At 60.2% G+C, this 24,873-nt stretch carries 22 protein-coding genes; 12 read left to right on the forward strand and 10 right to left on the reverse strand.

Annotated features, from left to right (window positions below):
• Positions 1-524: 524 nt before the first annotated feature.
• Positions 525-1,904: a transposase gene (locus PHA81_RS07860; RefSeq protein ID WP_273836228.1), complete on the reverse strand. Its 1,380-nt coding sequence runs from the start codon at positions 1,902-1,904 to the stop codon at positions 525-527.
• A gap of 288 nt (positions 1,905-2,192) precedes the next feature.
• Here PHA81_RS07860 and PHA81_RS07865 point away from each other — a divergent pair, with 288 nt between their 5' ends.
• The 5 genes from PHA81_RS07865 (at position 2,193) to PHA81_RS07885 (ending at position 8,074) form a co-directional block, all read left to right on the forward strand.
• Positions 2,193-2,579, forward strand: a complete 387-nt coding sequence (locus PHA81_RS07865; protein WP_273836230.1) for a hypothetical protein — start codon at positions 2,193-2,195, stop codon at positions 2,577-2,579.
• A gap of 166 nt (positions 2,580-2,745) precedes the next feature.
• Complete coding sequence (locus PHA81_RS07870; RefSeq protein ID WP_273836232.1) at positions 2,746-3,804, forward strand: ArsR family transcriptional regulator; 1,059 nt, start codon at positions 2,746-2,748, stop codon at positions 3,802-3,804.
• Positions 3,805-4,324: 520 nt separating this feature from the next.
• Complete coding sequence (locus PHA81_RS07875) at positions 4,325-6,220, forward strand: hypothetical protein (RefSeq protein WP_273836235.1); 1,896 nt, start codon at positions 4,325-4,327, stop codon at positions 6,218-6,220.
• A gap of 226 nt (positions 6,221-6,446) precedes the next feature.
• Positions 6,447-7,280, forward strand: a complete 834-nt coding sequence (locus PHA81_RS07880) for a type IV toxin-antitoxin system AbiEi family antitoxin (RefSeq protein WP_273836237.1) — start codon at positions 6,447-6,449, stop codon at positions 7,278-7,280.
• Positions 7,277-8,074, forward strand: coding sequence for a nucleotidyl transferase AbiEii/AbiGii toxin family protein (locus tag PHA81_RS07885; protein WP_273836239.1), 798 nt, complete (start codon positions 7,277-7,279; stop codon positions 8,072-8,074). The genes PHA81_RS07880 and PHA81_RS07885 overlap by 4 nt, the downstream gene beginning before the upstream one ends.
• Positions 8,075-8,551: 477 nt before the next feature.
• Here the strand turns inward: PHA81_RS07885 and PHA81_RS07890 are convergent, their stop codons facing one another.
• Positions 8,552-8,686: a hypothetical protein gene (locus PHA81_RS07890; protein ID WP_273836241.1), complete on the reverse strand. Its 135-nt coding sequence runs from the start codon at positions 8,684-8,686 to the stop codon at positions 8,552-8,554.
• Between the two features lie 58 nt (positions 8,687-8,744).
• On the opposite strand from PHA81_RS07890, the gene PHA81_RS07895 reads away from it, so the two are divergent.
• A complete protein-coding gene (locus PHA81_RS07895) occupies positions 8,745-9,980 on the forward strand; it encodes a transposase (RefSeq protein ID WP_273836243.1) in 1,236 nt (411 codons plus the stop codon).
• Positions 9,981-10,126: 146 nt separating this feature from the next.
• Here PHA81_RS07895 and PHA81_RS07900 read toward each other — a convergent pair whose 3' ends face one another.
• From PHA81_RS07900 to PHA81_RS07910, 3 genes are all read right to left on the reverse strand, one after another.
• Entirely contained in the window at positions 10,127-10,699 is a 573-nt protein-coding gene (locus PHA81_RS07900) for an ArsR family transcriptional regulator (RefSeq protein ID WP_273836245.1), read from the reverse strand.
• Positions 10,700-10,776: 77 nt separating this feature from the next.
• Positions 10,777-11,217, reverse strand: coding sequence for a hypothetical protein (locus PHA81_RS07905; RefSeq protein ID WP_273836246.1), 441 nt, complete (start codon positions 11,215-11,217; stop codon positions 10,777-10,779).
• Positions 11,210-11,770 (reverse strand): hypothetical protein, encoded by a 561-nt coding sequence (locus PHA81_RS07910; RefSeq protein WP_273836248.1) that lies wholly within the window; start codon positions 11,768-11,770, stop codon positions 11,210-11,212. The genes PHA81_RS07905 and PHA81_RS07910 overlap by 8 nt, the downstream gene beginning before the upstream one ends.
• A gap of 75 nt (positions 11,771-11,845) precedes the next feature.
• Between PHA81_RS07910 and PHA81_RS07915 the strand changes: the two genes are divergently transcribed.
• The 4 genes from PHA81_RS07915 (at position 11,846) to PHA81_RS07930 (ending at position 17,886) form a co-directional block, all read left to right on the forward strand.
• A complete protein-coding gene (locus tag PHA81_RS07915; protein WP_273836251.1) occupies positions 11,846-12,265 on the forward strand; it encodes a hypothetical protein in 420 nt (139 codons plus the stop codon).
• A gap of 254 nt (positions 12,266-12,519) precedes the next feature.
• Positions 12,520-15,702, forward strand: a complete 3,183-nt coding sequence (locus PHA81_RS07920) for a DEAD/DEAH box helicase (protein WP_273836254.1) — start codon at positions 12,520-12,522, stop codon at positions 15,700-15,702.
• Complete coding sequence (locus tag PHA81_RS07925) at positions 15,699-16,523, forward strand: SWIM zinc finger family protein (protein ID WP_273836257.1); 825 nt, start codon at positions 15,699-15,701, stop codon at positions 16,521-16,523. Before PHA81_RS07920 ends, PHA81_RS07925 begins: the two co-directional genes overlap by 4 nt.
• A 136-nt stretch (positions 16,524-16,659) precedes the next feature.
• Positions 16,660-17,886: a transposase gene (locus tag PHA81_RS07930; RefSeq protein WP_273836260.1), complete on the forward strand. Its 1,227-nt coding sequence runs from the start codon at positions 16,660-16,662 to the stop codon at positions 17,884-17,886.
• Between the two features lie 75 nt (positions 17,887-17,961).
• On the opposite strand, the gene PHA81_RS07935 is transcribed toward PHA81_RS07930, so the two are convergent.
• The gene (locus PHA81_RS07935; protein ID WP_273836262.1) at positions 17,962-18,225 is read right to left on the reverse strand and encodes a hypothetical protein; all 264 of its coding nucleotides are present in this window, start codon (positions 18,223-18,225) and stop codon (positions 17,962-17,964) included.
• Between the two features lie 184 nt (positions 18,226-18,409).
• On the opposite strand from PHA81_RS07935, the gene PHA81_RS07940 reads away from it, so the two are divergent.
• Positions 18,410-19,093 (forward strand): hypothetical protein, encoded by a 684-nt coding sequence (locus PHA81_RS07940; RefSeq protein WP_273836264.1) that lies wholly within the window; start codon positions 18,410-18,412, stop codon positions 19,091-19,093.
• A gap of 11 nt (positions 19,094-19,104) precedes the next feature.
• Here the strand turns inward: PHA81_RS07940 and PHA81_RS07945 are convergent, their stop codons facing one another.
• A complete protein-coding gene (locus tag PHA81_RS07945; RefSeq protein WP_273836266.1) occupies positions 19,105-20,811 on the reverse strand; it encodes a hypothetical protein in 1,707 nt (568 codons plus the stop codon).
• Positions 20,812-21,095: 284 nt separating this feature from the next.
• Between PHA81_RS07945 and PHA81_RS07950 the strand changes: the two genes are divergently transcribed.
• Positions 21,096-21,746 carry an RNA polymerase subunit sigma-70 gene (locus PHA81_RS07950; RefSeq protein WP_273836268.1) on the forward strand — a complete coding sequence of 217 codons (651 nt, stop codon included), beginning with the start codon at positions 21,096-21,098 and terminating at the stop codon, positions 21,744-21,746.
• Here PHA81_RS07950 and PHA81_RS07955 read toward each other — a convergent pair.
• From PHA81_RS07955 to PHA81_RS07965, 3 genes are read right to left on the reverse strand one after another with little or no spacing between them, the layout of a single operon-like run.
• The gene (locus PHA81_RS07955) at positions 21,740-23,074 is read right to left on the reverse strand and encodes a DUF790 family protein (RefSeq protein WP_273836270.1); all 1,335 of its coding nucleotides are present in this window, start codon (positions 23,072-23,074) and stop codon (positions 21,740-21,742) included. The genes PHA81_RS07950 and PHA81_RS07955 overlap by 7 nt on opposite strands.
• 28 nt (positions 23,075-23,102) lie before the next feature.
• Complete coding sequence (locus PHA81_RS07960) at positions 23,103-24,563, reverse strand: DEAD/DEAH box helicase family protein (RefSeq protein WP_273836271.1); 1,461 nt, start codon at positions 24,561-24,563, stop codon at positions 23,103-23,105.
• A 54-nt stretch (positions 24,564-24,617) separates the two neighbouring features.
• The gene (locus tag PHA81_RS07965) at positions 24,618-24,785 is read right to left on the reverse strand and encodes a hypothetical protein (RefSeq protein WP_005043628.1); all 168 of its coding nucleotides are present in this window, start codon (positions 24,783-24,785) and stop codon (positions 24,618-24,620) included.
• Positions 24,786-24,873: the final 88 nt, after the last annotated feature.

Consider the following 24,873-nt stretch of genomic DNA (forward strand, 5'->3'; position numbering starts at 1 on the left):
TCATTGGTCATGTACGACTGCTGTCGGCGGGATGCCGTAATCTCCGTGACTCGGTTCCGCTACGCTACACAAGAGCGAACATAATTGAGGCCGGTCGCGTTCATGGCTCGATCGTGGCCCCACACTGTCGACAGAGGTCGTCTTGCCACGGCACCGTTTTGACGACTTCCCTAGGACATTCACACCGTCGACAGTACGCTTCAGTGGTGGCCAACCCGACCCCTTCCTGGGACGATCCCTGGTCAGAAGTCTCGGCTGGTTCGTTGCCGCCGGGGTGGTGATGGCCGTCGTCCGCAGCAACACGTTCCACCATACCTCGTGACAACACAGGGGAGTACTTTCTCTCACCTATCGTTGAACTCACCACCACCTGAGTAACCATATAAGTATCTTTTGGAAAGTCAAACGGCATTTAACGACTCGTTTGGATACAGAACATGGCTGGCCCCATCAACACAACTGTGAGAACAGGCTGGAGGGCTGACAACCCATTCCGCGTCCTCGGCTTGGCAAGATCGTCTGAATCAGTGAACTGGATCTAATCTGGCCAGAGATGCTGTGTTCATTTTATTAAAGAGACTCTTTCGAATCAAGTCAGCATAGAAACCACACAGTCTATTTGATGGAGTATATTTATTAGCAACTGCAACAAAAGAATTCGCGAGAGAAGACCACGAGAACTCACGCACCAGTTCATGCAGCTGCTCCCGTCGCTCCGCTCGCGGGAGCGACGGGGCAACCTCCTCGGTGATTTCGAGCATCGTTTCCACGAGATACGCTTCCTTGGCGTGATCGAGGCGGACGCTCAGTCCGCCTCGTTCTTCCCAAAACCCCACGTTCGCCCGCTCTGAGAACGTCACCAGCGTCCAAGCGAGAAACACCAGCTGGATGTAGCGCTCTATTGCCTGTTTTCCCTCCAACTGGTACTGCTTGAAGCCGAACTTCGCGTTCGATTCCTCGTGAACCGTCTCAATGTTCCACCTGTGTTCGACGAATTCGAGGATCTCGGCCGCTGATCGGCCGAGATCCGTACTCAAGTAGTGCCGAGTCGTGTCGTCCGTCTCGCTCACAACGATCTTCACCGGACCAACGCCTTCGATTTCGACGATCTCGCTCGCGACGTCGTAGGTTTTCTCCTTCCCACGAACGGTGATCGTCGTCGATTCGTACTCCAGCGTCGACGCGAAGGCGTCGACGCGTTGGGTCCAGACGACACCCCGTGGAGAGACGTGTTTGTCGGATTTCAGCCGACAGACGACGTCATGACCTTGATTTTGAATTGCAATAACTCTCTCGTCGCCGTAGTACGCGGAGTCGAAAACGACGGTGAGAGCCGCTCCAGCCGGCAGCTGGAGCGGCGTCACGATCTCCTCGACCGCGATCTCGGTCTTTTTCTTGAACGGCTCGTCGAAATCCGGCGCGAGATCCTCTGGAACGTACATCCGCGCACGGTAGGGAACGTAGACGTCCCCAACTTGGAGGCTGGAAGTGACGACCTTGTTGCCCAGCTCCGTCTCTCCAGCGACGGGATTGTACAACCGGGCGACGCCATCAGTGGCGTCGCCGGTTTTCGGAACGAACGTGTCGTCGATGTGGAGGAGTACGTCGTCACCAGCACCGATCTGAAGCTGATCGAAGACGTACTCGGCATGGTATTGGGCGAGATCGGCAGATGACCAGTCAGCACCGCTGAAGAAGTAATCGTAGGCTCTGCGGGATTTCGCGCTCCCGGCGGGACGCGAAATCCCTCGGGAGAGTTCACTAACGGTCGACTGTGCTTCACCGAGGATCAGCGTGCTTGCGAGGTGTTTGAATGAATCAGCGTTGCGACTGTCGGTGAAGACTGGTTCAAAGGCCGCGAAGGCTTGTTCGAACCACGGTGGAAGACGAGTGACGCCGAGCACAGGACGAAAACATCAGGACTGCACTCGGAACCGCCGTTCGATCTCACTACCTACTGCTCGCTGACCAGTCAGCGAGCGTAGGAGAGAGTTGCCAAGCCGAGCCGCGTCCGATCACTGAAATTCTATATACTCGATCACGACTCCACGTCCAACCCGTACCGATCGACCAACGCTTGTCGCGAGAGCCGTCCGTCCACTCCTGGGCACGAAAGACGAGCTCGCCACACTCGATCTGGTACGCGCGCGGGTAGGAGTCTCTCTCTCTCTCCGTCGGAGATACCACATTACGTGCCGAGGGGCCTCCCAGCCGACCCGCTCGAACCGCGCGATTTCGGCTGGAAACACCGTCGGATCTGTCCCAATGCGGTCGGCCGTCGCGACCACCCGCCCCCGTCGTTCACACTCCGCACGCAACCGCTCCCCGAGACGACGGGCAATCGGGAACGCGGCAACCACCGCCCCATCGAACGCGATGGTCTCGCCGTCCTCAAGCCGGACCACCGGCTCAGTCGTGTCGAGATGGATGTAGCCGGCGTCGCCTTGCTGGTCGTCGACCTCCCACTGTACCCGGGGTTCATGCGTCGGGAAACTGGGCTGGACGGCGACGCGAATCGTGGTCCCGGTGTGAACGTATTCGTACTCGGTGCTGAACATCCGTCCTACGACCTGCTATGAACACGAACGACCTGACGACCCTTTACCTCACCGTCTGAACAACTTCTCAGGGTCTGCAAACCCCGGTGAGTAATTTTCGGCCAGCAACGCACTCATCCACGACCACGATCGGGTGTGCTTTTCCGGTAGTTACTTTTTCGTGGCTAGCCCGTTCACAGAGCAAATCATGTCACAAACAGGCACACCAGTTCCGGAGGTGATGGAATCGCTCCTCGATCGCAGCGATCTCCTCGCGTATCTGCGTGACACTCCACGGACGAAAGGCGGGCTGATCGACGATCTCGGGGTTTCTCGAACGACGATCGATCGGGCAGTCGAGCAGTTGGAAAGCCTCGATATAGTCGCGGACTCTCCGGCAGGGTATCGACCGACCGCGACCGGTACCGTGGCGACGGACCGCCTCCACGATCTCGCCGACGACCTCGCGGACGCCAGCCCAAACGGAGGCTCCCGGACCGATACCGCGACGACACTCGATGTCCTCGCGGTCGTGTTCGACCGGCTGGACCTGCTCGAACTCCTCGTCGAGGAACCGCGGACCAAACCCGACCTGGTCGCCGCTCTCGATGTCTCCCGGTCGACGGTCGATCGCGGCCTCCGTCGCCTGGAAACCGCCGGCGTCATCGAGTACACCGACGGTCGGTTCGTCCTCACGGCGATGGGCGAGCGCGCGGTGGCCGGTCTGGGTGAGCTTCAGAAGACTCTCCAGCGTCGCCAGGAGCTGGCCCCGCTTCTCCAGTGGGTGCCCGACGAGACACTGGATATCGACCTCGCCGCACTCGCCGAGGCGGAGCTCGTGGTGCCGGCGGCTGGTGATCCATGGGCGATGGTCAACCGTCACGTCCAGCTGTTGCGGCGGCTCGAGGACGGACGGGCGATCTTGCCGCTGACCGGGCTGCATGCCTGTGAAGCCCTCCACGAGCGGGTCGTCGATGCGGGCGCGACCTTCGAGGTCGTCGTGACCCGCGACGTCGCCGATACCTTCACCGAGAACCCGGAGTATGCACCCCTCACCGAGGCGATGCTCGCCACCGACCGGTACGACGTTTACGTCCACGAGGGGCCGATCCCGTATTACCTCGGCCTCATCGACGACACCATCCAGCTGGGTGTCGACGAGGACGGCGAGCCGCGCGCTCTCCTGGAAACCGGCCAGCCGGCGGTCGCAGAGTGGGCGACGGACAAATACACCACGTTCCGGGACCAGGCAGAGCCGCTCGTGTGAACGGGCACGGCCTATCTGCGCTGGCACGCTCGCTGAGGGGCGGCTTCCTACCTCCATACCGCGCTTTGCAGACGGCTGTATCCACAGGGAGTGCGGTCTTCGCAGGTATTGGTTTCGTGAACAATTCGTAGCAAGCCGACAGCACTATTGTCCATACTGAAATCGGAACAATTACCTCGTTGCCACGAACCGCCACTGCACAACGGATACCCAGCCGAGCAGCCGATACTCCGCGTGAGGTGGTGTTCAGACAAGCGCCGCAGGCCGGGAAAACCACATCGGGTGGACAGAAAGGGGCGAGGCTCTGGACTCCCGGGACTCGCTGCGCTCCTCGTCGCTCACTTCGTTCGCTCCTGCGGTGCTTACGTCGTCCGGGTTCGTCCAGAGCCTCGGGGCTTTCGAGAGGTTCGCGGTTGCCGTCAGTATCGCAGTCCTCCGGCGAACATCACCCCGCGAAATTCCCAATCCTTTAAATCGGATACAGCAGTCCACCAACCAACGGCACGACAAGACCACTCGGATGAACGCTACCACTCACCGGCGACTCGCGAAGGCCACGCTTGCGGCGGGTGCCATCGCGCTCGCCGTCGCCGCCCTCGCCGCACACCTCACGCCGGCGACGGGCTACGAGCTCTCGATCTACCAAGCGACGCCAGGCGTGTTCTGGATCGGCCTCTTCGTCACCCTCGGTGTCGCGGTCGCCCTCGCCTTCGCCAGCAACCGCCGATCGATCCGCGTCGCGGCGCTGTGGCTCGCCGGCCTCGCAATCGTCGCGTTCGCCGCGTTGCCGCTGCTCCGCGGCTACTATTTCTTCGGTCCGGAGGACGCACTCACCCATCTCGGATACACCAAGAGCCTCGTTCGTGGCACCGTCGACCTCACCACGATAATCTATCCGGGGATGCACACCCTCGCGGCCCTGCTGGGAATCCTCACCACCCGGCCGTTCACGTGGTCCCTCTTAGTTACGGTCCCGCTCTTCGTCGCGGCGTTCGTCCTGTTCGTGCCCCTCTGTGTCCGCCTGATCGTCGCCCGACGGACCGTCGACCCGATCGCCGTCTTCTCGTCCCTCCTCTTGCTCCCGATCGCCGTGATCTACCTCCCGGTGCTCCAGCCGATTCCGACCAGCGAAGCCATCCTCTTCGTGCCCGCCGTGACCTTCGTGCTGCTCGCGTACGTACGCCGCCCCCGACGGCTCGCCTTCGGCACGCTGCTCGTGGTCGCCCTCGCCTTTCTCGTTGTCCTCCACCCTCAGCACGGTCTCGTGTTCGGAGCCCTGCTCGGGATCGTCCTCGTCACACAGTTTTTCACCCAGACGCTGACGCGGACGGTCACGGGGCCGAAAGCGATCACGCGCCTGTTCGTCCAGTTCGTCGTGCTCGCCGGCGTCGGCCTCGCGGTCGTCTGGCTCTGGCTCAGCACGCAGTCGCTGTTCGGCCGCGGCGTCTCCCAGCTCGGCCCGGCGCTGTTCGGCGTCGACACCGCTGGCGAGCTCCGGACGTTCCTTGCGACACACTCGTTCGGCGCGATCGTCGCCGAACTGCTCGACAACCCCGCACGGCCGATCATCCCGCGCAGCAACACGCTGGAGGCACTCGGGGTTTCGGTCCGCACGATCTATCGTCGTACGTTCGCCGTCGAAATCCTCTACGGCGGGTTCGCCGTGCTCGCACTCCTCGTCCCCCTCCTCTCGAAACTGGCGGACCGCCGCAACATCCGATACTCGGTCGTGCTCTCGCTCGTCTGTGGGCTGGTTCCCGCGATGGCCCTCACCGTGCTGTACGTCCTCGCTGGCAACCCGCTCCAGTATTTCCGGTATCTCGGCTTCGTCCTCGTCTTCGTGACGATCCTCGGTGGCGTCTTCCTCTGGGAGGCACGCGCTGCCGCCGAGACGTGGCTCCCGTCGATCCCCGTCCGCAGCGTGCTCGCCGTCGGCTTCGTTGCGCTGCTGGTCGTCTCCTCGTTCACGATGTTTCGCTCGCCGTACGTGACCCAAGAGACCGAACACGTCCCGGAAGGCCAGATGGATGGCTACGAGTTCGCGTTCGACCACGCCGCGAACGATGTCGGATTCGCCGGTGTCAGCTCGCCGATCTACCGGTATCGCGACGGTATCGCCGGCTCGAATGCATCCGCCGTCCCCAAGGCACCCCTGAAGAACGGACGCGGCAGCGGCGCGTACTCGCGCGTCCCGTACCATTTCGCCGACCAACAGCTCCGCACACAGTCCGACGAGCCGTTCTATCTCCCGGTGACGGCCGCCGATCGACAGTCGAGCACGCAGCTGTACGGCGGCGTCGAGTTCTCGCAAGACGATTTCTCCTACCTCAATGATACATCCAGGATCAGCAACACTTACGCGAACGGCCAGTTCGACCTCTATCGTATCGAGCCTGCTAACGAATCCGATGGGTGATCTGCTTTCGCCTCTTACCGAGCTCAACATGCTCTCAGACACGACTTACCCAGTTTGTCTCCCTCACTGTATCTCTGGACGCACCCGTAGCCCGAAATATAAAATTCCCGACTCAATTTAGAGTCTTTGTATGCCAGGCGGCCATCAGGACGTCTTTCGCCAACCCCGTTCTCAAGGAATACCTTTATTCCTGACTGGATTTAGAGTCTATGTACAGTGAGCGGCTATGGGGTCAATAAACGAGGAAGCAACTCAAAGAAAGAGCCTCTCGACGCGTGAGTCACAGGCACTGTCTCGACTCGCAAGCAAGAATCGACGGATCATCACTATCAACGACATCACGGATGTCCTCGACATCTCTCGGAAGCCGGCCACGGACATGGCATACGCGCTCACGGAGAAAGGGTGGCTTGAGCGACTCGCACACGGGAAATATCTCATCGTACCACTTGCTGCAGGCGAGAATGCCGTACACACCGAACACGAGTTCGTGATCGCCTCCGCACTCGTGGAACCGATGTACATCGGCTACTGGAGCGCGATGAACCACCACGGACTGACCGAGCAGCTGTCTCGGACGGTGTACATCGTGACGACAGAACGCGCCTCGAAACGTGACATCCACGGGGTCACGTATCGACCAGTGTCGGTCTCCAAACAGAAGTTCTTCGGCTATCAACCGACTGCAGTCGGATCGAACCAAGTGAACATTTCGAGCATCGAAAAGGCACTGGTCGATTGTGCCGACCATCCGGAGTTCTGTGGAGGCATCGACGAGCTTGCGACGGCGATGCAGAACGCTGCCGAAACGGGATGTTCGTGGAATCGAGTCGTTGCATACCTGCGGCGGGTTGGAAACGGTGCCGCAACGAAACGCATCGTCTACCTCGCCGACCAGTTGGATATCGACCTTCCGGAGTACCGGGATCTCGTCGAGAACTTCACGACTGGGTATCCACTGCTCGATCCGACGAGAGAAGCGAGGGGCACCCGCGATAGCAAGTACCGGCTCCGCCTGAACGTTGCCCCTGAGTCGTTCTTCCCCGATGATCGCTCATGATTTCCGACGCGCAACTACGACGGCTGGCCAGAGAATTAGATGTTCGACTCGGCTACGCAGAGAAGAACTACGTCAATTCGTGGATTCTGTGGGCGATCTACACGAGTCCCTACGGCGACAATCTGCTGTTCAAGGGCGGAACTGCACTCAGCAAGTTGTATTTCCCGGAAACGTGGCGTTATTCGGAAGACCTTGATTTCGGTGTCGAGGGAGCGTATCGTGGGGACAAAGAGGAGTTACAAGGCGCACTGGAAGACGCGACCAGAGCCTCCGGCATCGACTTTGCGGTGATCAAACACCGCGAACTGAAGAAAGCAGAGTATCCGACGCACTACGTCGATATCGATATCCAGTATAACGCTGTTCTCGGCCACAAGAACACGACGAGCCTTGACGTTATGATCGACGAATACGTCGCATTCGCCTCGGTAGACCATCACCACAGCTACGAGGATGTCCCCGGATTTGGGCTGACTGCGTACAGTTGTGAGGAGATCTTCGCAGAGAAGTTGCGGGCGCTCTATCAGCGAACACAGGCTCGTGACTACTACGACCTCTATCGGATGATTACAGAGACCGATGTCGACGATTCTGTAATTCTCCCGACATTCATACGGAAGTGTGAACACGACGGTCTTGCCATCGATCTCCAATCCGGGCTTCCCAAAGAAAAACGGGACGAGATCCGTGATGGCTGGCAGAATACACTCCCCGATTTGGTTGCAGACCTCCCCGGGTTCGACTCAGTCTATGAAACGCTCGGAGACTACATCGGTTCACTAGCAGACACGTGACATCCTCTTCGGCGTATGAAGCCGTTTGAGCAGCCACGACCAAAATTGCTCCACCTCCTGGAGTGATGAGATATCCGAGAATAGCCGACTGACACGCCCACCGATCATCTCGGCGATCGGGACACGACGCCTGCACTCTCAGTTCGTTTCTTCGTAGTCCTGCCAGCATTCCTCGATTCGTGCTCGAACTGCTGCGAGGACCATTGAGAGAACACTCCGGTAGTTGTCCGGAAACTGGCTATCAGTCGATTCGCCCGCATCAGGCGGCGGGTGAAAGTGCTCACGAGTGCTGTGAGTACTCGATTGGCGGTCCCAGCGACACTGCCAGACGTTGCTTCCGTTGTCAGTGGTGTCGTCGCTGTGAATCTCTGTATAGTGGATATTGAAACCGTCATAAACTAAACCCCCAAGCGCGGATACTACGCCGTTCACGGCGTGGAGGAGCGCGTAGCCTTCCGCAACCGCTGTGTGACGGCGTTACTCTTCGCCGGAGTCCAACCGCTTCGCTCCCTCGAGCATCAATCCTTTCCATGTGTAGCCGCGTTCGTCTTTCAGCGCCGCGAGTCGTTCGTGCTGTTCGTCCGTGAGTGTGAACCGGACTTCTTTTCCCATACATTGTGTTATTCATGAGTCTTATGTGTATTGCGGTCGTACCCGATACTGTCGGAGAATGGCCGCCACAGCCACCACAACGCTCGAAGCTACGCTCGTTTCGCCCACCACAGGCAAAGAGCGCGCGCTCCAGCGAACGGTGGCGAACTACCGGCGAGCGCTCCGCGAATCGTTTGACGCAGGGGCGACCACGCAAACGACAGTCAACGACGTGGTGACGCCGTACACCCTCACCTCGTATGCGAAGGACGCGCTCAAGAGCTACGTCCCGACACTTCGAGACACCTACGGCGCGTCCGAACTCGCCGACGACCATCCCGTTCGGTTCACGAATCGGGGGTTTCGGCTCGACCACTCCCGCGAGCGCGAAGCCGAGTTCTGTTGGTACGTCCCGCAGGCCGGGCGCGGCAACGGGTTCTGGATACCGTTGCACATCAACCCAGAACAGTGCGGACTGTGGTTCGGCCTGCTTGACGGCGATGCGTCGGTCGGTGAGTTCCGCGTTCAAGAACGGCGGAGTTCGTGGGTTTTGCACGTCACGGTCGAACACGAGGTTCCCGAACCGAACGATTCGGACGAACCCACGTACGTCGGTTTCGACATCGGCGAATCTAAGCTCTTGGCGGGCTGTGCCTGCCGAGACGATGGTACTCCGGTTCGCCCGATGTTCGTTGACGGTGGCCGGGCGCGACACCTCCGCAAAGAGATGCACACCACGCTCAAACGATTCCAAAAGCGTGACGCCGCCGAGTGGCGTACCGACGAACGCTTCGAGCACTACCAGAACGCCCTCACAGACATCGTGGAGAAAGCGTCTCGCAAGGCCGTCGAATACGCCCGAAGCTTTGAGAACCCGGTCATCGCCCTCGAAGACCTGTCGTACATCCGCGAACGACTGGATTACGGCGCGTACATGAACCGGCGGTTGCACTCGTGGGCGTTTGCCCGGCTTCAAGGCCGCATCGCGGACAAGGCCCGCATCGCCGGGATTCGCGTCGAGTTCGTCACTCCGGCGTACACCTCGCAGACGTGCCACGCGTGCGGCCACATCGGCCGTCGGTCCGAGCAAGCGGAGTTCCGGTGTACGAACACCGACTGCTGGGTATCGGAGTACCAAGCGGATTTGAACGCAGCGGCGAACGTCGCTGGTCGCGTTGACCCGTGGGGAGAGAGCCTGCCTTGGAAATCGGCGGGCGATGACTCGCCACAGGACGGGAGCGCCTTTGACAGCGCCACAGCCTGCCGCGAGCCGAGCGCGAAACCCGCGCAGATGACGCTCGCGGAGTGGGGCTGAAACCTCTCCGGGAGACCGGATTCTCACCGTGTGGGATTCCCCGGCCTTTAGGCCGGTGGAGGATGTCAACAGTGCGAAGCGTTCGAGCGATGACTTTGAGAATCGCCTCGTCGATCGGCGCGTTCGCGTCGGTCATACGATCCGGGTCACGCCGGCGCTGACTGCTGCTCGCGCTGGAGGCGCTGGGCGTGTTCGAGCACGCGCTGCTCCTCTCGGACGGTCAGCCAGTCGTTCACGTCGGCCCAGATGGCTTCAACTGCGTCGTGGTCGTCCGGGTCGGCGATATCGAATGCGCTCACCTGCGTCGGATCGGACACGTCGTATTTGTCCTGGTAGGCGCGGTCGTGCTCAAGCAGCGTTTCGAGCCGAGTCGCGAGTTCATCGCTCGAATGGCTGCGTCTGGCTTCGTTGGCGCGTTTCCAGGGAAAGTACGCACGATTACGCTGAAATTGCGCGGGCTGTCCCTCACCGACTGGCTCGACGATACCGATCTCGGCAAACCAGAGGAGGTGTCGTCGAGCGGATTCAGGTGTGCACTCGGTTCGGTCGGCAACGACGGAAACGGGTGTGGGTTCGCGCAGCGTGAGTGCGGTCTCGTAGACGCGTTCTTTGACCGTCTTTCCCTCATCCCACTGCTCGCGTTCTTGGCGAACAGTCTCGTCTGACGGCACTCCGTCTGAAGGAATCCCGACAGCTGACTCCATATCGCGCTCGCTCATATCCGATAATATGTCGCACTCGCGCAAATATGTTAGCTTCAGCTTGTGAGGGGTTGTGGAGTTTGCGAAAGACGGACTCACTCCCAAAATTCCTTGACATGAGCATCCAGTTCCTGAAGCACCGCTACAACGACGTCTCGCCAGTCGTCCGGGTAGGACTCGTCGATTCCAGGGGTCGCTGCATCCGGCGGCGGATGGAAGTGCTCTCGCGTGTTGTGGGTGTTCGGGTGGCGGTCCCAGCGACATTCCCAGCGATGACTGTCCTTCCAGTGCTCGATGTACTGAAAACTGAAATCGTCGTTCTCGTACCACCGAACCTGGAGGGATACCTGTTCAATCCCTGCTGGAAAGTACCCGAGGTCGAACCTGAGGGCGATCGAGTTCGGCGCATACTCCGGGCAATAGTCCACAGCCTCGAATCGCTCACTACCCGCTAATCGATGGCCGAGTCGGTCGAGAGTATCGTAGTCGACCGGCGCTGTCTCCTCGCTCGACTCACGATCACCGTCATCAGGCATCGATACGACCGGGTGTTCCGCCAACGGGGGGTTCGTCACGCCGGGCGGCATCGAGAAGTTCTGCGCGCTTCTGGGCCGTTTTCCACTCAGAGAGGATTTTCCACGTCTCTTCGACGTCGTTTGCATCGGCTGTTTCCAGCAGGGACACCTCATCCGGGTCTGTCACCTCGAACTGTTCTCGGTAGTCTTCGAGTTCTCCGAGGACTGCTTCGAGTTCGGCGACGATCTCCTCGTCGGTATACTGCGTTCGGATCCGCTCGATGCGTCGCCACCGCAGGTACGATCGATTCGATTCGTATCGAACTGGGCGGCCCGGATGCTCGCGCACGATCCCAGCTTCAGCGAACCATTCCAGATAATCGCGGGCAGTTTCCGTATCGCAGTTGACTCGATCAGCGATCGCTGCGACCGGGGTCGGCTCTCGAAGTTGATAGACGACATCCAACATTCGGTCCCGGATCGGTTGATCCGTGACCAGAGCCTCCGGGTCCTCCCAGGCATCGAACTCTGGTGGGGTTTCGTCGTGATTTTCCAGGCTGTTGTCGGCGGTCATCGGGTTCGACTCTGCCGATCTCTACGTGGTAGCCTGTTATATATACTTTGGCGGCTGTATTATTTCTGCATGTAAATGGGCTGTTGGCTAGGCAACTATTTGCGCTTCGAACATCGAAATATCGATGAAGAGCTACCGAAGAAGACCAGTAGCGACCGTTCACACGTCGTATTTGTCCTGGTAGGCGCGGTCGCGCTCAAGCAGCGTTTCGAGTTGGGTCGTGAGCTCCTCACTCGAATGGGTTCGTCTGGCTTCATTGGTGCGTTTTCAGCGAAAGTACGCGTGATTACGCTGAAACTGTGCGGGCTGTCCCCCACCGACTGGCTCGACGATACCGATCTCGGCAAATCAGAGGAGGTGTCGTCGAGCGGATTCAGGTGTCCACTCGGTTCGGTCGGCAACGACGGAAACGAGAGTGGGTTCGCACAGCGTGAGTGCGATCTTGTAGACGCGTTCTTTGACCGTTTTCCCTCATCCCACCGTTCACGTTCTTGACGAACGGCCTCGTCTGACGGCACTCCGTTCGAGGGAATCCCGACAGTTGACCCTGTATTGCGCTCGCCCATGTTCGATAATATGGCGCACGCGCGTGAATATGTCAGCTCAAATTGTTGTGTGGGAACCGAACCAAGGTAGTGAGTGCGGGATAAAATCACCCAATCTCGGCGGACGCATCGAAGAGATCGTCCACCTCTTTCTCCACCCAGAGGGGAGTTTATGAACGTACAGAGGTGAGTTCCTGAACACAGATGCTTGTCTGCCATCTTGCACCCGATGAGCAAGGACGAGTCGTTCTGTGGGCCGAGGACTCGACGTTACCACCACAACACTCGCCGAAACCCGGCCGACCACCGAACGTTCCGGGTCCTCGGGATCATCCGTTCGCAGCATCGATCGAAACGCTCCAGAGCGCGTTTTCAGACCTGAACCTCTCGGTCGCAGCCGAGACGGTCGAGCACACCAGTCAGACGCTCCTGCTCCCGTCGGGTCGGTTCGGACCAGAACCATCACCGGATGTGGTGCGCGACGAGGGGATGGACGCGCCCGTCGATCGCGTCTCCCCGTGGACGGTACCTGCACTGGAGTGCGATGCCAGCGTCCTCGGCAATGTCCTCGATGCTATCGTGAACGAGGAGGTTAGCATCGTCCCGGGCGACACGGTACGATACTGGCAGACGGTCGCGTCGCTGGCTGGTGAACTCGTCCGTGGTGGCCGCGTACTGCCCCATCTCGCCCTCCGCGAGGACTCTGGTGTCGCAATGTGGCGTGCGCTCCCCTCGACAGCGGAGGATTTCAGCCGACTCCAGTCGCTCCGGGAGTCGATGCCCCCGCTCGCGCGAGCGCTCGTCACCGACGACGTGGCCAACCGTGCCGAAGCGACCAATAGCTGGGGCGACGCCGACGTTCAGTCTGCGCGTGACGTCCTCGTTCGCCTGCTTGACGTCTGTGTGGATACTGCTGTCAGGGACCGGCTTACGTCGGCTGGGACCGACGACGCTGTTGAGGAACCTGCCGATGTCCACGAGCAGTGGCTTGCCGCACTTTCCCGCCCGGACGGGACGATCGACGCCGATCCCGACGCCCTCGAAGAGCTGCGTCAGCAACTCGACGAGTGGACACGACCGCTCGAAACGACCGGCGAGCAGGGTGTGCGACTCTGTCTCCGGCTCTGGGCACCCGAACCAGAATCCGACTCCAACCCTGACGCCGACGTCGAGAACACACAGGCTATCACCGACGATATCGCCGCTGTCAGTCCCGACGGCTGGGAGCTGGAACTGTTACTGCAGGCTGCTGACGACCCGAGTCTTCTGGTTGAGGCCAGTACCGTCTGGGAGTCGACTGAAGCAACGAGGGAGGTGTTGGAACACCACCTCGATCGGCCACAGGAGACGCTACTCGAAGAACTGGGGCGGGCCGCGTCCCTCTATCCCCCACTCGAATCGGCACTCGACGAAGCAACGCCGACGACGCTCGAACTCACTGCCAGCGAGGCCGACGAGTTCCTCCGGGAGCATGCCGAGGTGCTCGAACAGGCGGGCTTTGGCGTCGTCCTCCCAGCGTGGTGGAACGAACCCGAACGGCGGCTTGGCGCACAGCTCACCGCTGGTTCCGAGGAGTCGTCATCCAGCGAGTCGTCCGTCGGGGGGATCGGCGTCGAGCAGCTCTGTGAGTTCCGGTGGGATGTGGTTCTCGGTGGCGAACGGCTGTCAGAAGACGAACTCGAAGAGCTGGCTGCGCTCAAGATGCCACTCGTTCGCGTGCGTGGTCAGTGGGTCTCACTCCGGGAGGGTGACATTGAGAACGCTTTGGAGCTGTACGAGGAGACCGACGAGGGTGAGATGACGATCGCGGACGCACTGCAGGCCGACACCGGGCTGACCGACGCCGAGCCTGGACTCCCGGTGGTCGACCGCCAGTTCGAGGGCACCCTCGGGGACCTGTTCGACACCGATTTCGAGGAGTGGATCGACGACGCCGAGACGCCGACTAGATTCGATGGTCAACTGCGACCCTATCAGAAGCGCGGACTGGGCTGGCTGAGCTATCTCGAAGAATTCGGCTTCGGGGGCTGTCTCGCCGACGATATGGGACTCGGCAAGACCATTCAGGTCCTCGCGCGGCTGGTCGAGGAGCGAACCGACGGCCAGTCGCCGGGACCGACGCTGGTGGTCTGTCCGCTCTCGGTCGTGGGCAACTGGAAGCACGAAGCCAACGACTTCGCGCCACAGCTCCAGGTGTACGTCCACCACGGCATCGATCGGGCGGCCGGTGATACACTCGACACGGCACTCACCGACCATGATCTGATCGTGACCACGTACGGCGTCGTACGAAACGATGTCGAGCAGCTTCGAGACGCCCAGTTCCACCGCGTCGTGCTCGACGAGGCACAGAAAATCAAAAACACCGATGCCAAGCGTACGCAGGCGATTCGTACCTTGTCGGCGCGCCATCGGTTCGCCCTCACTGGGACGCCGGTCCAAAACCGGCTCAGCGAACTCTGGTCGATCATGGAGTTTTGTAATCCCGGTTTGTTGGGTTCGGAGACGGCGTTTCGGGAGACGTTCGCCCGTCCCATCGAACGGTACGGCGACGAGCACACAGCCGACACATTGCGTCGTCTGATCCGCCCGTTCATTCTGCGCCGCAGTAAGACCGACGAGCGAGTCATCGACGACTTACCCGCGAAAATCGAGAGCAAAGAGTACTGTAATCTCACAGAGGAGCAGGCGACCCTGTACAAGGCTGCCACTGACGAACTCCTCGGAGAAGTCGAACAAGCAAGCAACATGGCACGGCGGGGGAAAGTACTCCAGCTCATCAACGCGCTCAAGGCGATTTGTAATCATCCGCGCCAGTACCACGAGGACGGCAGCCAACTCGTGGGACGGTCGGGGAAACTGGCGCGGCTCGAGGATCTGGCGACCGAAATTCTCGCCAGCGACGACCGGGCGCTCATCTTCACGCAGTACACGTCGATGGCCGAACTGCTCCGCCAGTACCTCCAGGACCATCTCGGACAACGCGTCCTCTATCTTCACGGCGGGACGCCGAAAGGGAAGCGCGACGAGATGGTTGAGCGGTTCCAATCGCCCGAGGGTCCGGCGTTCTTTTTGCTGTCGCTCCGCGCTGGTGGGACTGGGCTGACACTCACTGCTGCCACGCACGTCATCCACTACGATCGGTGGTGGAATCCAGCCGTCGAGGATCAGGCGACCGATCGGACCTACCGCATCGGCCAGACCGACGACGTACAGGTCCACAAACTGATCTGCGAGGGGACCGTCGAGGAGGCTATCGACCAGACGATCGAGCAAAAGCGGGAGCTGGCCGATCAGGTGCTCGCCGAGGGCGATGAATGGATTACGGAACTCTCGACCGATGAACTTCGTGACCTCGTGACGCTCTCGGAGGAGACCTTGGCATGAGCTGGCGCTACTATGAAAAAAGCACGCCGAAAGACGTCGTGGATGGGATCGAAGCCCAAAGCAAGCGGGGAGACATCGGCGAACAGTGGTGGTCGCGTCGGTTCGTCGACGTCGTCGAATCCTACAGCAAAAGCACTCGGATCACGCGCGGCAAGCGCTATGCACGCAAAGGACAGATCGTGGATCTCACCGTCGAGAACGGTCTCGTCTCGGCGTCGGTCCAGGGCTCCCGATCGAATCCCTACGATGTCACGATACGCGGTGACGCGCTTGAAGAAGAAACGTGGTTGGAGATCGAATCGGCGCTGGCCGACCGAGCCGTCTTCGCCGCCCGCTTGCTGGCCGAAGAGATGCCCGCAGATATCGAGGAGGTGTTCGAGGCGTGTGACGTCTCGCTGTTCCCGGAGTCATACAGTGATATGGGGACCAACTGTAGCTGTCCGGACACGGCTAACCCATGCAAGCATCTGGCTGCCGTGTTCTACGTTCTGGCCGAGCGATTCGACGAGGACCCGTTTCTCATCTTCAGATGGCGTGGCCGCTCGCGTGATACACTGCTCGACAGACTCCAGGAATTGCGTGGTGTTGCCGACGAGTCAGCGGCTGAAACAGTCCCGTTCGAGAAAGGCGACGATCGCCCGATCGGTGAGTGTCTCGATGGGTTCTGGACAGCTGGGGAGTCGGTCGAGGAGGTACGTATTCGTTCGGAGACGGCCGATGTAGCAGACGCGACGCTCCGCCAACTCGGCCAGCCGCCAGCAGAGCTTGGCCCCGTTCACGAAACAGTCACCGAGTACTACACTATAATGACCGACGAGTGATTCAACTGCTCGGTAGCGCGGAGTCCCCTTCCTCAAGGAGCGCGACCGAAGGGAGCGCGAGTAGGGAGGGGAGGAGCGCGTTCGTATAGCTGGGTATTACCGACGCAGTTAAGCATCACGAGATACATTGAAGAATGTGACAGAGGAGTACGTTCGTCGCACCGCCGTCACCCGTCTCTCGGTGAGCGACGAGCAACGCGCGTTGCTCGAAGCGACTATCGACGCCTACCGCGACGGCTGTCAGATGGCGGCGGACATGGCGTGGCCGAACACCAAATCCAAGAGCGACGTGCAACCGCTGGCCTACGACACTATCCGCGAGGAAACGGAGTTGGGCAGTCAGCACGCGATTCTCGCCACGCACCAAGCCGCCGAAGCCATCACTGGGTGCTACGAACGTCGGTCGAAGGGACTGAAAACGTCGAAGCCACGCTTTACGGCTCCAACCGTCACCTACGACACGCGGACCATGACGTTGTTCGAGAACAACGCGGTCTCGCTTGCGACGGTCGATGGTCGCGTTCGGTGTTCGCTCGTGCTTCCACAGGACGACGACGGCTACCAGTGGCAGTTCTTGAACGACGAGCGGTGGGAGTTGACCGAAAGCACGCTCACCGCCCGCGACGGCGCGTACTACCTCCACATGGGTTTTCGCCGGTTTCGCACCGAGCAGGAACGCGAAGCCGACAAAGAGACCGCCGAGGATGGAACGGTTCTCGGGGTCGATTTGGGCGTGAACAACCTCGCGGTGACTTCCACAGGGCTGTTCATCAGCGGCGGCGAACTCACTCACTGGCAGAACGAATACGAAAAACGACGCGGGTCGCTCCAACAGACGGGAACGCGCTGGGCGCACGAAGCCATGCAGCGTGTCGGTCGGAAAGAGGAAACGCGCTTCACGATTCTTTTACACGAAGCGTCGAATGCGATACTCGCGGAAGCCCGCGAGAACGGATGTACGCATATCGCGTTCGAGGAGTTGACCGACATCCGCGAACGACTCCCGTGGGCGACGTGGCAACACCGCTGGGCGTTCCGCAAACTGTACGAGTTCGTCTCGTACAAGGCCGTCGAGGACGGCATCAGCGTTCGGCAAATACCGCCGAACTACACGAGTCAGCAGTGTTCGCACACCGACTGTGGATTCACGCACGAGGACAACCGCGACGGTGGTTCGTTCGAGTGCCTGAAATGCGGATACAGCGTCCACGCCGACTACAACGCCGCCAAGAACATCGCCGTGAAGTACGCGAAGAAACTCCGTCGGTCGCACAAGTCTTCCGACGGAGGGGTATCCGTAGACATACCCTTAAACAGCGGGTCGTTGATTGTCGAAGGCCCCGGTACAGTTGTGCCGGGGTAAGAAGGCTGGAGGCCACGCTGAAAAGCCCCACCCTCAAGCGCGAGGGCGTCAGCCCGAGCGGTAGGGTGGGGATGTTTACCCGTTCGAGTCCGGCGTCCACACCTTCTGTACGGGCTGGAACACCACATACGCATCCACGGTGGAGCTGTCATTTGGGTGCGCTGTGTGGAGAGTTATGTCTCCCATCTTTGAGTGCGAGCGATTCCGCTCGGACACCCATGCTTCTGCGTGATCCTCCGAGGGGAACTCGATGCGGAGATCGTCATCGAATTCGTCCTCGGTAAGCGGCGTCTCACGGAACACCGAGGCTTTGAGTTCGACGAGGTAGTTATCAGACATGTCGTGAGTGTTCGTGCTGAGGGCCCATCAAATTGTGTTCCACTGCCATCCTGAACGCGATCGTGATGCTGGTGGATTGTCAACCATATTGACGGTCAACTATCCCACGTCGGTGACCTGTGTCGCTTAGCTCAAACAGTACATACTCATACTCTCGACCGTTGTTGCGGCCAAGAGCCAGTGTATGACTGCTCCCATCGCGTATTCCGAGGCACTCGACCCGTTACTTTCGTTGGATCTGCCGCCAGGATGGGTGCGTGGTCTCATCCAGCATCCGCTCCAGGCGATCTCTAGAGAGCCAACTGCAATAGACCGTCAGTTCGCGCGCGATCTTGCACCTGAACTCCCGGAGGAACCGATTGCGACACAACTCCTCTTCGTGTATCTGCGCGGGTACGAGCCCAGCAATGAGCGTCCGATGCGATCTGATCGGAGAGTAACTGTCGGCTACTTTCCGTCGATGGAGCAGTTTGGTGTACAGTCACAGAATGATCAGTATCGAGTGGCTTCCGTTGACGGTGTCAAAGATTGGTTGAGCGAAACGATCCCGCAGGTCGAGTCAGAGGTTGACACGTGGAATCGGCTGTGGAGCGCGCTGTCAGGGATTCACGGTCTCGGTCCGGCGGGAATCAACAATCTTGCCGAGGAGTACGGCACCCTTGAAGCCGTCGGGACTGCCACCGAATCCGAACTCAGCGAGATCGCCTACATCACCGCTGGTTTGCCACCCAAAGTGTTGGCTTCCTGTAAGCAATGGGATGGGCGGGTTCCAGACGCTCCGGGCGATCAGGTTGCCAACGATGCCGACGACCCGCTCGTTGTCGATCGGAGCGCCCTCCGGCCACTCGGCCATCTCTTCGAGCACTGAGTAGGGGCGATTCAGGGATCGTAATGATAGACGTAGGGGTGGTCGTCCTTTCCGTCGGGCATGATGGCCGAGAGCATCTCTTCGAGCTGTGCTTCGGTCGGTGCCGTTGCGACGACCTGCCCATCGTAGATGGCCACGTAGGCTGCTTCGAGTCCGAGATCGCGGAATTTTCGACCCAGCCGTCGGGCACTCGCCTTTCCCAGTTGCTCGTGATAGATCCGCGCCAACTCTTCGGTTTTGTCCTTGAGGGCCTCGATCTCGTCGGCGAAGCGCTCGCGGTTGTCCTGGTTCTTCGTATAGAATCGCAGGCGTTCGGCGTCACTCCGGGCTGGCTCGTCTTCCGGCGGAAGTGTTTCGGCGATCCCGAATCGGTGTTTGGCTTCTTCGTAGGCGGTCTCCGGGTCATCCTTGATCATCTGCATCGCCATCCCCGCAAGCATATCGACCTCTTCCAAACCGTCTGTCACGATCCGACCCTCGTACGGGAGCAACACGACCGAAGTCACCGCAACTGGGAGCGCGTCTTCGGGAAGCGTCTCCGCATAGCTGTCGTACACGCCCGTGACTTTGTACGCTTGCGGTTCATCCGGATCGAGAAACACGGTCCCGTCGTCGAGATGCTCGACGACGAAAAACTGCCCTGCCTCGTAGTTCAGCCACGATTCGATCTGTTCGAGCTGGGATGGCGAGAAGTCAGCGGGATTCTCCCTGATGAACTCCTCGATCACTTCGGCCACGTTTGTATCTCGATAGAGTGTGTCGTGAATCGGCCGGAGCTCGTCGATATACGACTGTTGGAATTCCTCGTAGGTGTCGATGCCCGGCACCACACCGAAGCGGTCGTTGACATACAGGAGCAGCCGCCCCTTCAGCTCAAGGAACTCTCGTGCGGCGTCCGGGTCGAGAACCGATGGGTCATCAGTGTCACCCGGACTCGAGATCAGCTCGCTCCCTTCCGCTTCCATTCTCGTGACGATCTCTTCGATGACGGCATCGTACTCTTCGAGGGAGACACCGGCACGTTCGAGTGCGACATCGGGATCGATCTCGCCCTGTAGGCCGTCCGTCGCCGCTGTGAGTGAGGCGAGCACGGCATCGGATTCCGGCGACAATGAGTTGATGATCTCTTCGAGCCGGTCGGTTTCTGCCGATGGCAGGAATTCATCCGGGTTGAGACTCTCAGCCGACTCCCACTCCGGGGAATCGAGTGGCGTCTCGAAGAGTTCGGATGGTGCTGCGGCGTCAGAGCCGGTATCGAGCTGTGTGGCGTCATCGAGGTCGCCACTCATGAACATCGACTTCGCCATTCCCCAGTTGGCGGGATCCGCTGCGGCGTCGACGATGGTGTCACCGAGCGATTCGACGTGGCTTGCCAACTGAGTTCCATTCTCGATATCACCGCGAACATCGAGAAATCGGAGAAAGGCTCCGATCACCGGTGCAACCGTTTCGAAGTGGTCGGAATCGGCACTGATCTTTGCGGGGTAGAGCTGTCGACACACCGCTTCGAGACGTTGCTCGTCGGGGTCGTCGAGTGGCACGTACTCGTAGCCGTACAGCAACTCGTGAAACGTTTCGATGACGAACTGTGCCTCACGTTGCTGGTGTTCCGTGAGTTGTTCGAACTGCTGACTGTTGCCGAACTCCGACACGAGTCGTTCTATCCGGTCGAGTGAGGCTTGGTACTGCTCGTCCGATGGAGGGTCGATACTGTCCATACTCTCGTGTGAGCAGCCATGACCAAAATTCGTTCCTCCAAAGTGGAGTTGTTTTCCAGAGTGATGGGACAGCCACGCAAAGACTCAGGGACCGGCAGAGAGGGCCTGACCTGCATACTTCTCTGCGAGATCGACCACGTCGTAGACGTGGATACCGGTTTTGAACCAAAGTAGCCGCTTAGCCCCGAAATCGACACTGACGCAATCGAAGAAGAACTTTGATACAGCAGATCATCCGACAGCGACAAATATTTTATTATTGCATACTTCTGTGCAATCATACGATGTTCGAACAGTGTGGTGAAGCAGAGCTCAAGACGCTCCTCGCCATCGAGCCGGGCGACCCAATCTCGGGCGTGGCTCGCAAGATCGACGAGAACCGCGAGACGATTCGTCGGACCGTGAACCGTCTCGAAGACGCAGGTTACGTCCGATACGATGGTGGATTGTCTGTCGTTGACGACACCGTCCGAGAGGCAGGTCTCGCCTTCCTCGCGGCCGCAGCATCTGTCTCCCCACCCACCATCTCGGAGGCGTACGTCCTCCCCCAGTTCGCCGGAGTGGAGTTCGCCTACACCGCTATCGACGCCGTTTACGTCTGGACTCGGGGCGGCTATCAGGTCGCACGTGATGAGACGGATTACCCGCTATTCATTGCCATTCGCAAAACGGATCTCGAAGAGTGGAGGCGCTTCTTCGAACGGTTCGGGATTCCGACTGCTCAACAGCGTCAGCCAGCCGACGAGATTCCTGGGCCGCTGCAGATCGTCCTCGAACCGCGTGCACAGATCGATGCGGAGATGGTTGATGGGCGGCCGGTCATCTCCCGTTCGGAAACGGTTGCGTTCGCGCGCGAGCACTACGCGATCTTCGAGTCGGCACTGGATATCCTCGATCGCATGTACGACGACGTCGAAACCGAATCTGACTACTGAGCTGCATACTCCTCTGCGAGGTCGACCACATCGTAGACATGGATGCCGGTTTTGAACCAAAGCACTCGGTCGGCTTCGAGATCGATGTCTTCGCTCGTACAGTCTAATTCCTCGGACACCGCTAAGAGTAGATTATTCACGTCCGCTTGCCGAATCTTCGCGAGCTTCTCTTCGAGGTACTCGGGTGTCCAAAAGCCCACTACCTCGAGGATTGCCCGGCGGCCGTCAGGATGTTCGAGCGCGAAGTCGGGTAGCAGTACCTCCGCTCCCAGATCGATCACATCGTCCTCGCGGACCAACTCCCACTCCGTATTCGCCCGCTCCCACTTGGTGGCGAGCGTTCGTTCGAGGTCGCTGTCGTACCGACTGCCACCACTGTAGTGTGTCTGGAGTCCCGTCGTCTGATCGAGCGTCAACTCCCGTGTTTCGTTGGTTGACTCGTCGACGAGGATCTCCGCCGTGAGGTCCCACCGCTCGCAGTGGGGCAATGCGGGCAGGAAGTTCGCCATCCGGATGCCGTACTTGCGCGACTGCCGGAACAACGAGGCCGGACCGTCCAAGATCGCCTCGTATCCGTCGGCGAGGTCCGTGCTTGACACCCGTTCGCCGTGCTCGTCGATCGGATAGATCCGGTGCATCAGCCCGAACAGCTTTACGTAGCTAAATGTCGTCGCAAACTCGTCCCACACCCGAATGCGCAACTCGGTCGCGTCGTACAGCACCGCCTGCGCGAGCGCGAGGTTGTACCGATGCAGCAGCCACTCGACGGTGAGTGCCGTGCCCGTGTACGCCTCCTCGCTCTGGCCGGTCAACTGAGTCGTGCTGGTCGTCCCATCAATATCCAGTTCGACCGATTCAGCGATCTGATCGCCGAAGCGCACGAGCCGATTATTCGCATCGAGATCCGCATACATCCCCTGATGGCACTCCGCGAGTGAGATCCCCAGCTCGTCGGCGACAGCCGTGTAGACGTCGAGCTTCCGGGTATCCTCACCGAGCGTGGGCTGTCGGACCACCGGATACGAGTCGTTCGCCCGCGCGAAGAGCCGCTGGCGGATCTCACGCGGTTCGGCTGCCGCCACCGTCTCGAAGTCACACTCATCGCGCAGGAGTTTCGCCAGCCCCTGGATGATCTTGTAGTCGGTATCCGCCACCGTCAGCTGGTCGATCGCCGTATCGAGGTCGGCCTTCGGCTCACCGACATGCGTCTCGAACAGTTCGATCAACTCGCTCGCCGTCTCTCGATAGCGTGCATCATCGGGATCGATGAACAGCGGCGTCACCTCGCCATCGGCTGCCCGCGAGCGCGCGAGATCGGCCGTCAGCATGGCTTCGGTCTCACTGGAGTGGTCACGGTCACGCTCCTGTCTCGACGCCTTCGCGGCGGCGCTGGGAGACGTAGTTCTCCATCGTGTCGGTCGCGATGATCTCGTAGAGCCGTGCGGGCTGGCGGTCGTCGGTCGGGCGCAGGATCCGGCCGAGGCGCTGGGCGTACTGGCGTTTCGACGCGCTCCCTGAGAGGATGACCCCGACGTTGGCGGCGGGGACATCGATGCCCTCGTCCAGCACCTGCGACGTCGCTAAGATCGAGTACTCACCACTCCGAAACCGTTCGAGGATCTCCGTGCGCTCGTCGGTCTTGGTCTGATGGGTGATGCACGGGACGATGAACTCCTGGGAGATCTCGTAGGCGAAGTCGTTGTTCGCGGTGAAGATGATCGTACGATCCTCGTGATGGCGCTTGAGAAGCGTGTCGAGCGTATCGAGTTTCTTCGCTGCGGTGCGTGCAAGTTCCTCGGCGCGTTGCTTGGCGATCAGCGCCCGCCGACCATCGGAATAGTAGGAGGTGTGCGCGAGGAACTCCTGGTAGCCCTCGGCTTTCCAGAGGTCGAAGTCATGCGTATCGACGTACTCGCGGTAGATGCCGTACTCCTCGTCGTACTGGGTGCGCTCGTCGTCGGTCAACTCGACCTGCATGTGGATGGTTTCGTATTCGCTGAGATACTCGCCAGCGAGCTCGTCGACCTCCTCTTCGTAGACGACCGGACCGATGAGGCCCGTGTCTTCGAGGAGTTCGTGGGCATCATCGGCGCGCTCGTAGGTGGCTGTCAACCCCAGACGATACGGCGCGATGGTCATCTCCGGAATCTGCCGATAGGTCGGGGCTGGCAGATGGTGGATTTCGTCCGCGATCAGCAGGCCGAACTGGTCGCCGTACTCGTCGATGTAGCGATACGCGCTGTCGTAGGTCGTGACCGTCACAGACCTGATCTCGTGGGTGCCGCCGCCGAGCACGCCAACCGCCTGTTCGGGCCCATCTCCACTCCGCTGGGGCAGTTGATCGCCGAAGGCATTGGTGAGCGTCGCATGCCACTGGTTCATCAGGTCGATCGTCGGCGCGATCACGAGGGTGCTGACACCAGCGTCGGCGATGGCCTGAATCCCGAGAAACGTCTTGCCGCTCCCGGTCGGGAGGACGACGCTGCCGCGACGGTCATGGGTTCGCCACGCATCGAGCGCCGCCTGCTGATACTCGCGTGGCTCGATCTGGAGCGCCGGATCGAGCGCGAGGGCGGGATACGCCCGAGCCGTATCCTCGATTGCAACAGTGGCCGACTGGATGGTCTCTTGGTGGGCTGACTCCTGTGTAGCGGAGGGCGAGTTCTCACCATCCCACGCGTCGGCCCACTCAAGCAGAGGCCGGTAGCGATACGCGGGCGCACGGTAGTCGTCAACCCGGTCGTCCCACTCCGCGTACGGAACGTCCTCATTGGCCTCTCGAAGCAGGAGCGTGCCTTCGTCGAACTCGACCCGCATCTGTGGATTACCTCGGTCCCCACCGAGCGTGACCACGTCGGGAGAGTGTCCGCATCAGAGGTCGCGTGACTGGACGGTCCTGCGGTCGTTGTCTTCGGCCCGTCGCGCAGCATCGTCGAGCAGCGTCGAGACTTCCTCGTCGAGCTCGTCATAGAAGTCCGCCGAGACGTTCATCTGGTCGAGATGCTCTTTCACGGCCGCTTTGACGATCGTATTCGCCATACCCGCTTCTCACACCGGTCGGCACTTATAGCCTGTCGAAGCATGCCGAAAGTGAACCGCCTCGGGGTCAAGTGGCTCGAGACGCTCG

It is taken from the genome of Halococcus sp. PRR34 (assembly GCF_028617175.1).
Classification (GTDB): domain Archaea; phylum Halobacteriota; class Halobacteria; order Halobacteriales; family Halococcaceae; genus Halococcus; species Halococcus salifodinae.

Excerpts from the sequence above, each read along its gene's own strand:
- PHA81_RS07920 (WP_273836254.1), top strand. The coding sequence starts at position 12,520 with ATGCTTGTCTGCCATCTTGCACCCGATGAGCAAGGACGAGTCGTTCTG.
- PHA81_RS07885 (WP_273836239.1), top strand. The coding sequence starts at position 7,277 with ATGATTTCCGACGCGCAACTACGACGGCTGGCCAGAGAATTAGATGTT.
- PHA81_RS07940 (WP_273836264.1), top strand. The coding sequence starts at position 18,410 with ATGACTGCTCCCATCGCGTATTCCGAGGCACTCGACCCGTTACTTTCG.
- PHA81_RS07870 (WP_273836232.1), top strand. The coding sequence starts at position 2,746 with ATGTCACAAACAGGCACACCAGTTCCGGAGGTGATGGAATCGCTCCTC.
- PHA81_RS07900 (WP_273836245.1), bottom strand. The coding sequence starts at position 10,699 with ATGAGCGAGCGCGATATGGAGTCAGCTGTCGGGATTCCTTCAGACGGA.
- PHA81_RS07950 (WP_273836268.1), top strand. The coding sequence starts at position 21,096 with ATGTTCGAACAGTGTGGTGAAGCAGAGCTCAAGACGCTCCTCGCCATC.
- PHA81_RS07910 (WP_273836248.1), bottom strand. The coding sequence starts at position 11,770 with ATGACCGCCGACAACAGCCTGGAAAATCACGACGAAACCCCACCAGAG.
- PHA81_RS07955 (WP_273836270.1), bottom strand. The coding sequence starts at position 23,074 with ATGCTGACGGCCGATCTCGCGCGCTCGCGGGCAGCCGATGGCGAGGTG.
- PHA81_RS07895 (WP_273836243.1), top strand. The coding sequence starts at position 8,745 with ATGGCCGCCACAGCCACCACAACGCTCGAAGCTACGCTCGTTTCGCCC.
- PHA81_RS07935 (WP_273836262.1), bottom strand. The coding sequence starts at position 18,225 with ATGTCTGATAACTACCTCGTCGAACTCAAAGCCTCGGTGTTCCGTGAG.
- PHA81_RS07960 (WP_273836271.1), bottom strand. The coding sequence starts at position 24,563 with ATGCGGGTCGAGTTCGACGAAGGCACGCTCCTGCTTCGAGAGGCCAAT.
- PHA81_RS07915 (WP_273836251.1), top strand. The coding sequence starts at position 11,846 with ATGGGCTGTTGGCTAGGCAACTATTTGCGCTTCGAACATCGAAATATC.
- PHA81_RS07880 (WP_273836237.1), top strand. The coding sequence starts at position 6,447 with ATGGGGTCAATAAACGAGGAAGCAACTCAAAGAAAGAGCCTCTCGACG.
- PHA81_RS07905 (WP_273836246.1), bottom strand. The coding sequence starts at position 11,217 with ATGCCTGATGACGGTGATCGTGAGTCGAGCGAGGAGACAGCGCCGGTC.
- PHA81_RS07890 (WP_273836241.1), bottom strand. The coding sequence starts at position 8,686 with ATGGGAAAAGAAGTCCGGTTCACACTCACGGACGAACAGCACGAACGA.
- PHA81_RS07875 (WP_273836235.1), top strand. The coding sequence starts at position 4,325 with ATGAACGCTACCACTCACCGGCGACTCGCGAAGGCCACGCTTGCGGCG.
- PHA81_RS07965 (WP_005043628.1), bottom strand. The coding sequence starts at position 24,785 with ATGGCGAATACGATCGTCAAAGCGGCCGTGAAAGAGCATCTCGACCAG.
- PHA81_RS07925 (WP_273836257.1), top strand. The coding sequence starts at position 15,699 with ATGAGCTGGCGCTACTATGAAAAAAGCACGCCGAAAGACGTCGTGGAT.
- PHA81_RS07945 (WP_273836266.1), bottom strand. The coding sequence starts at position 20,811 with ATGGACAGTATCGACCCTCCATCGGACGAGCAGTACCAAGCCTCACTC.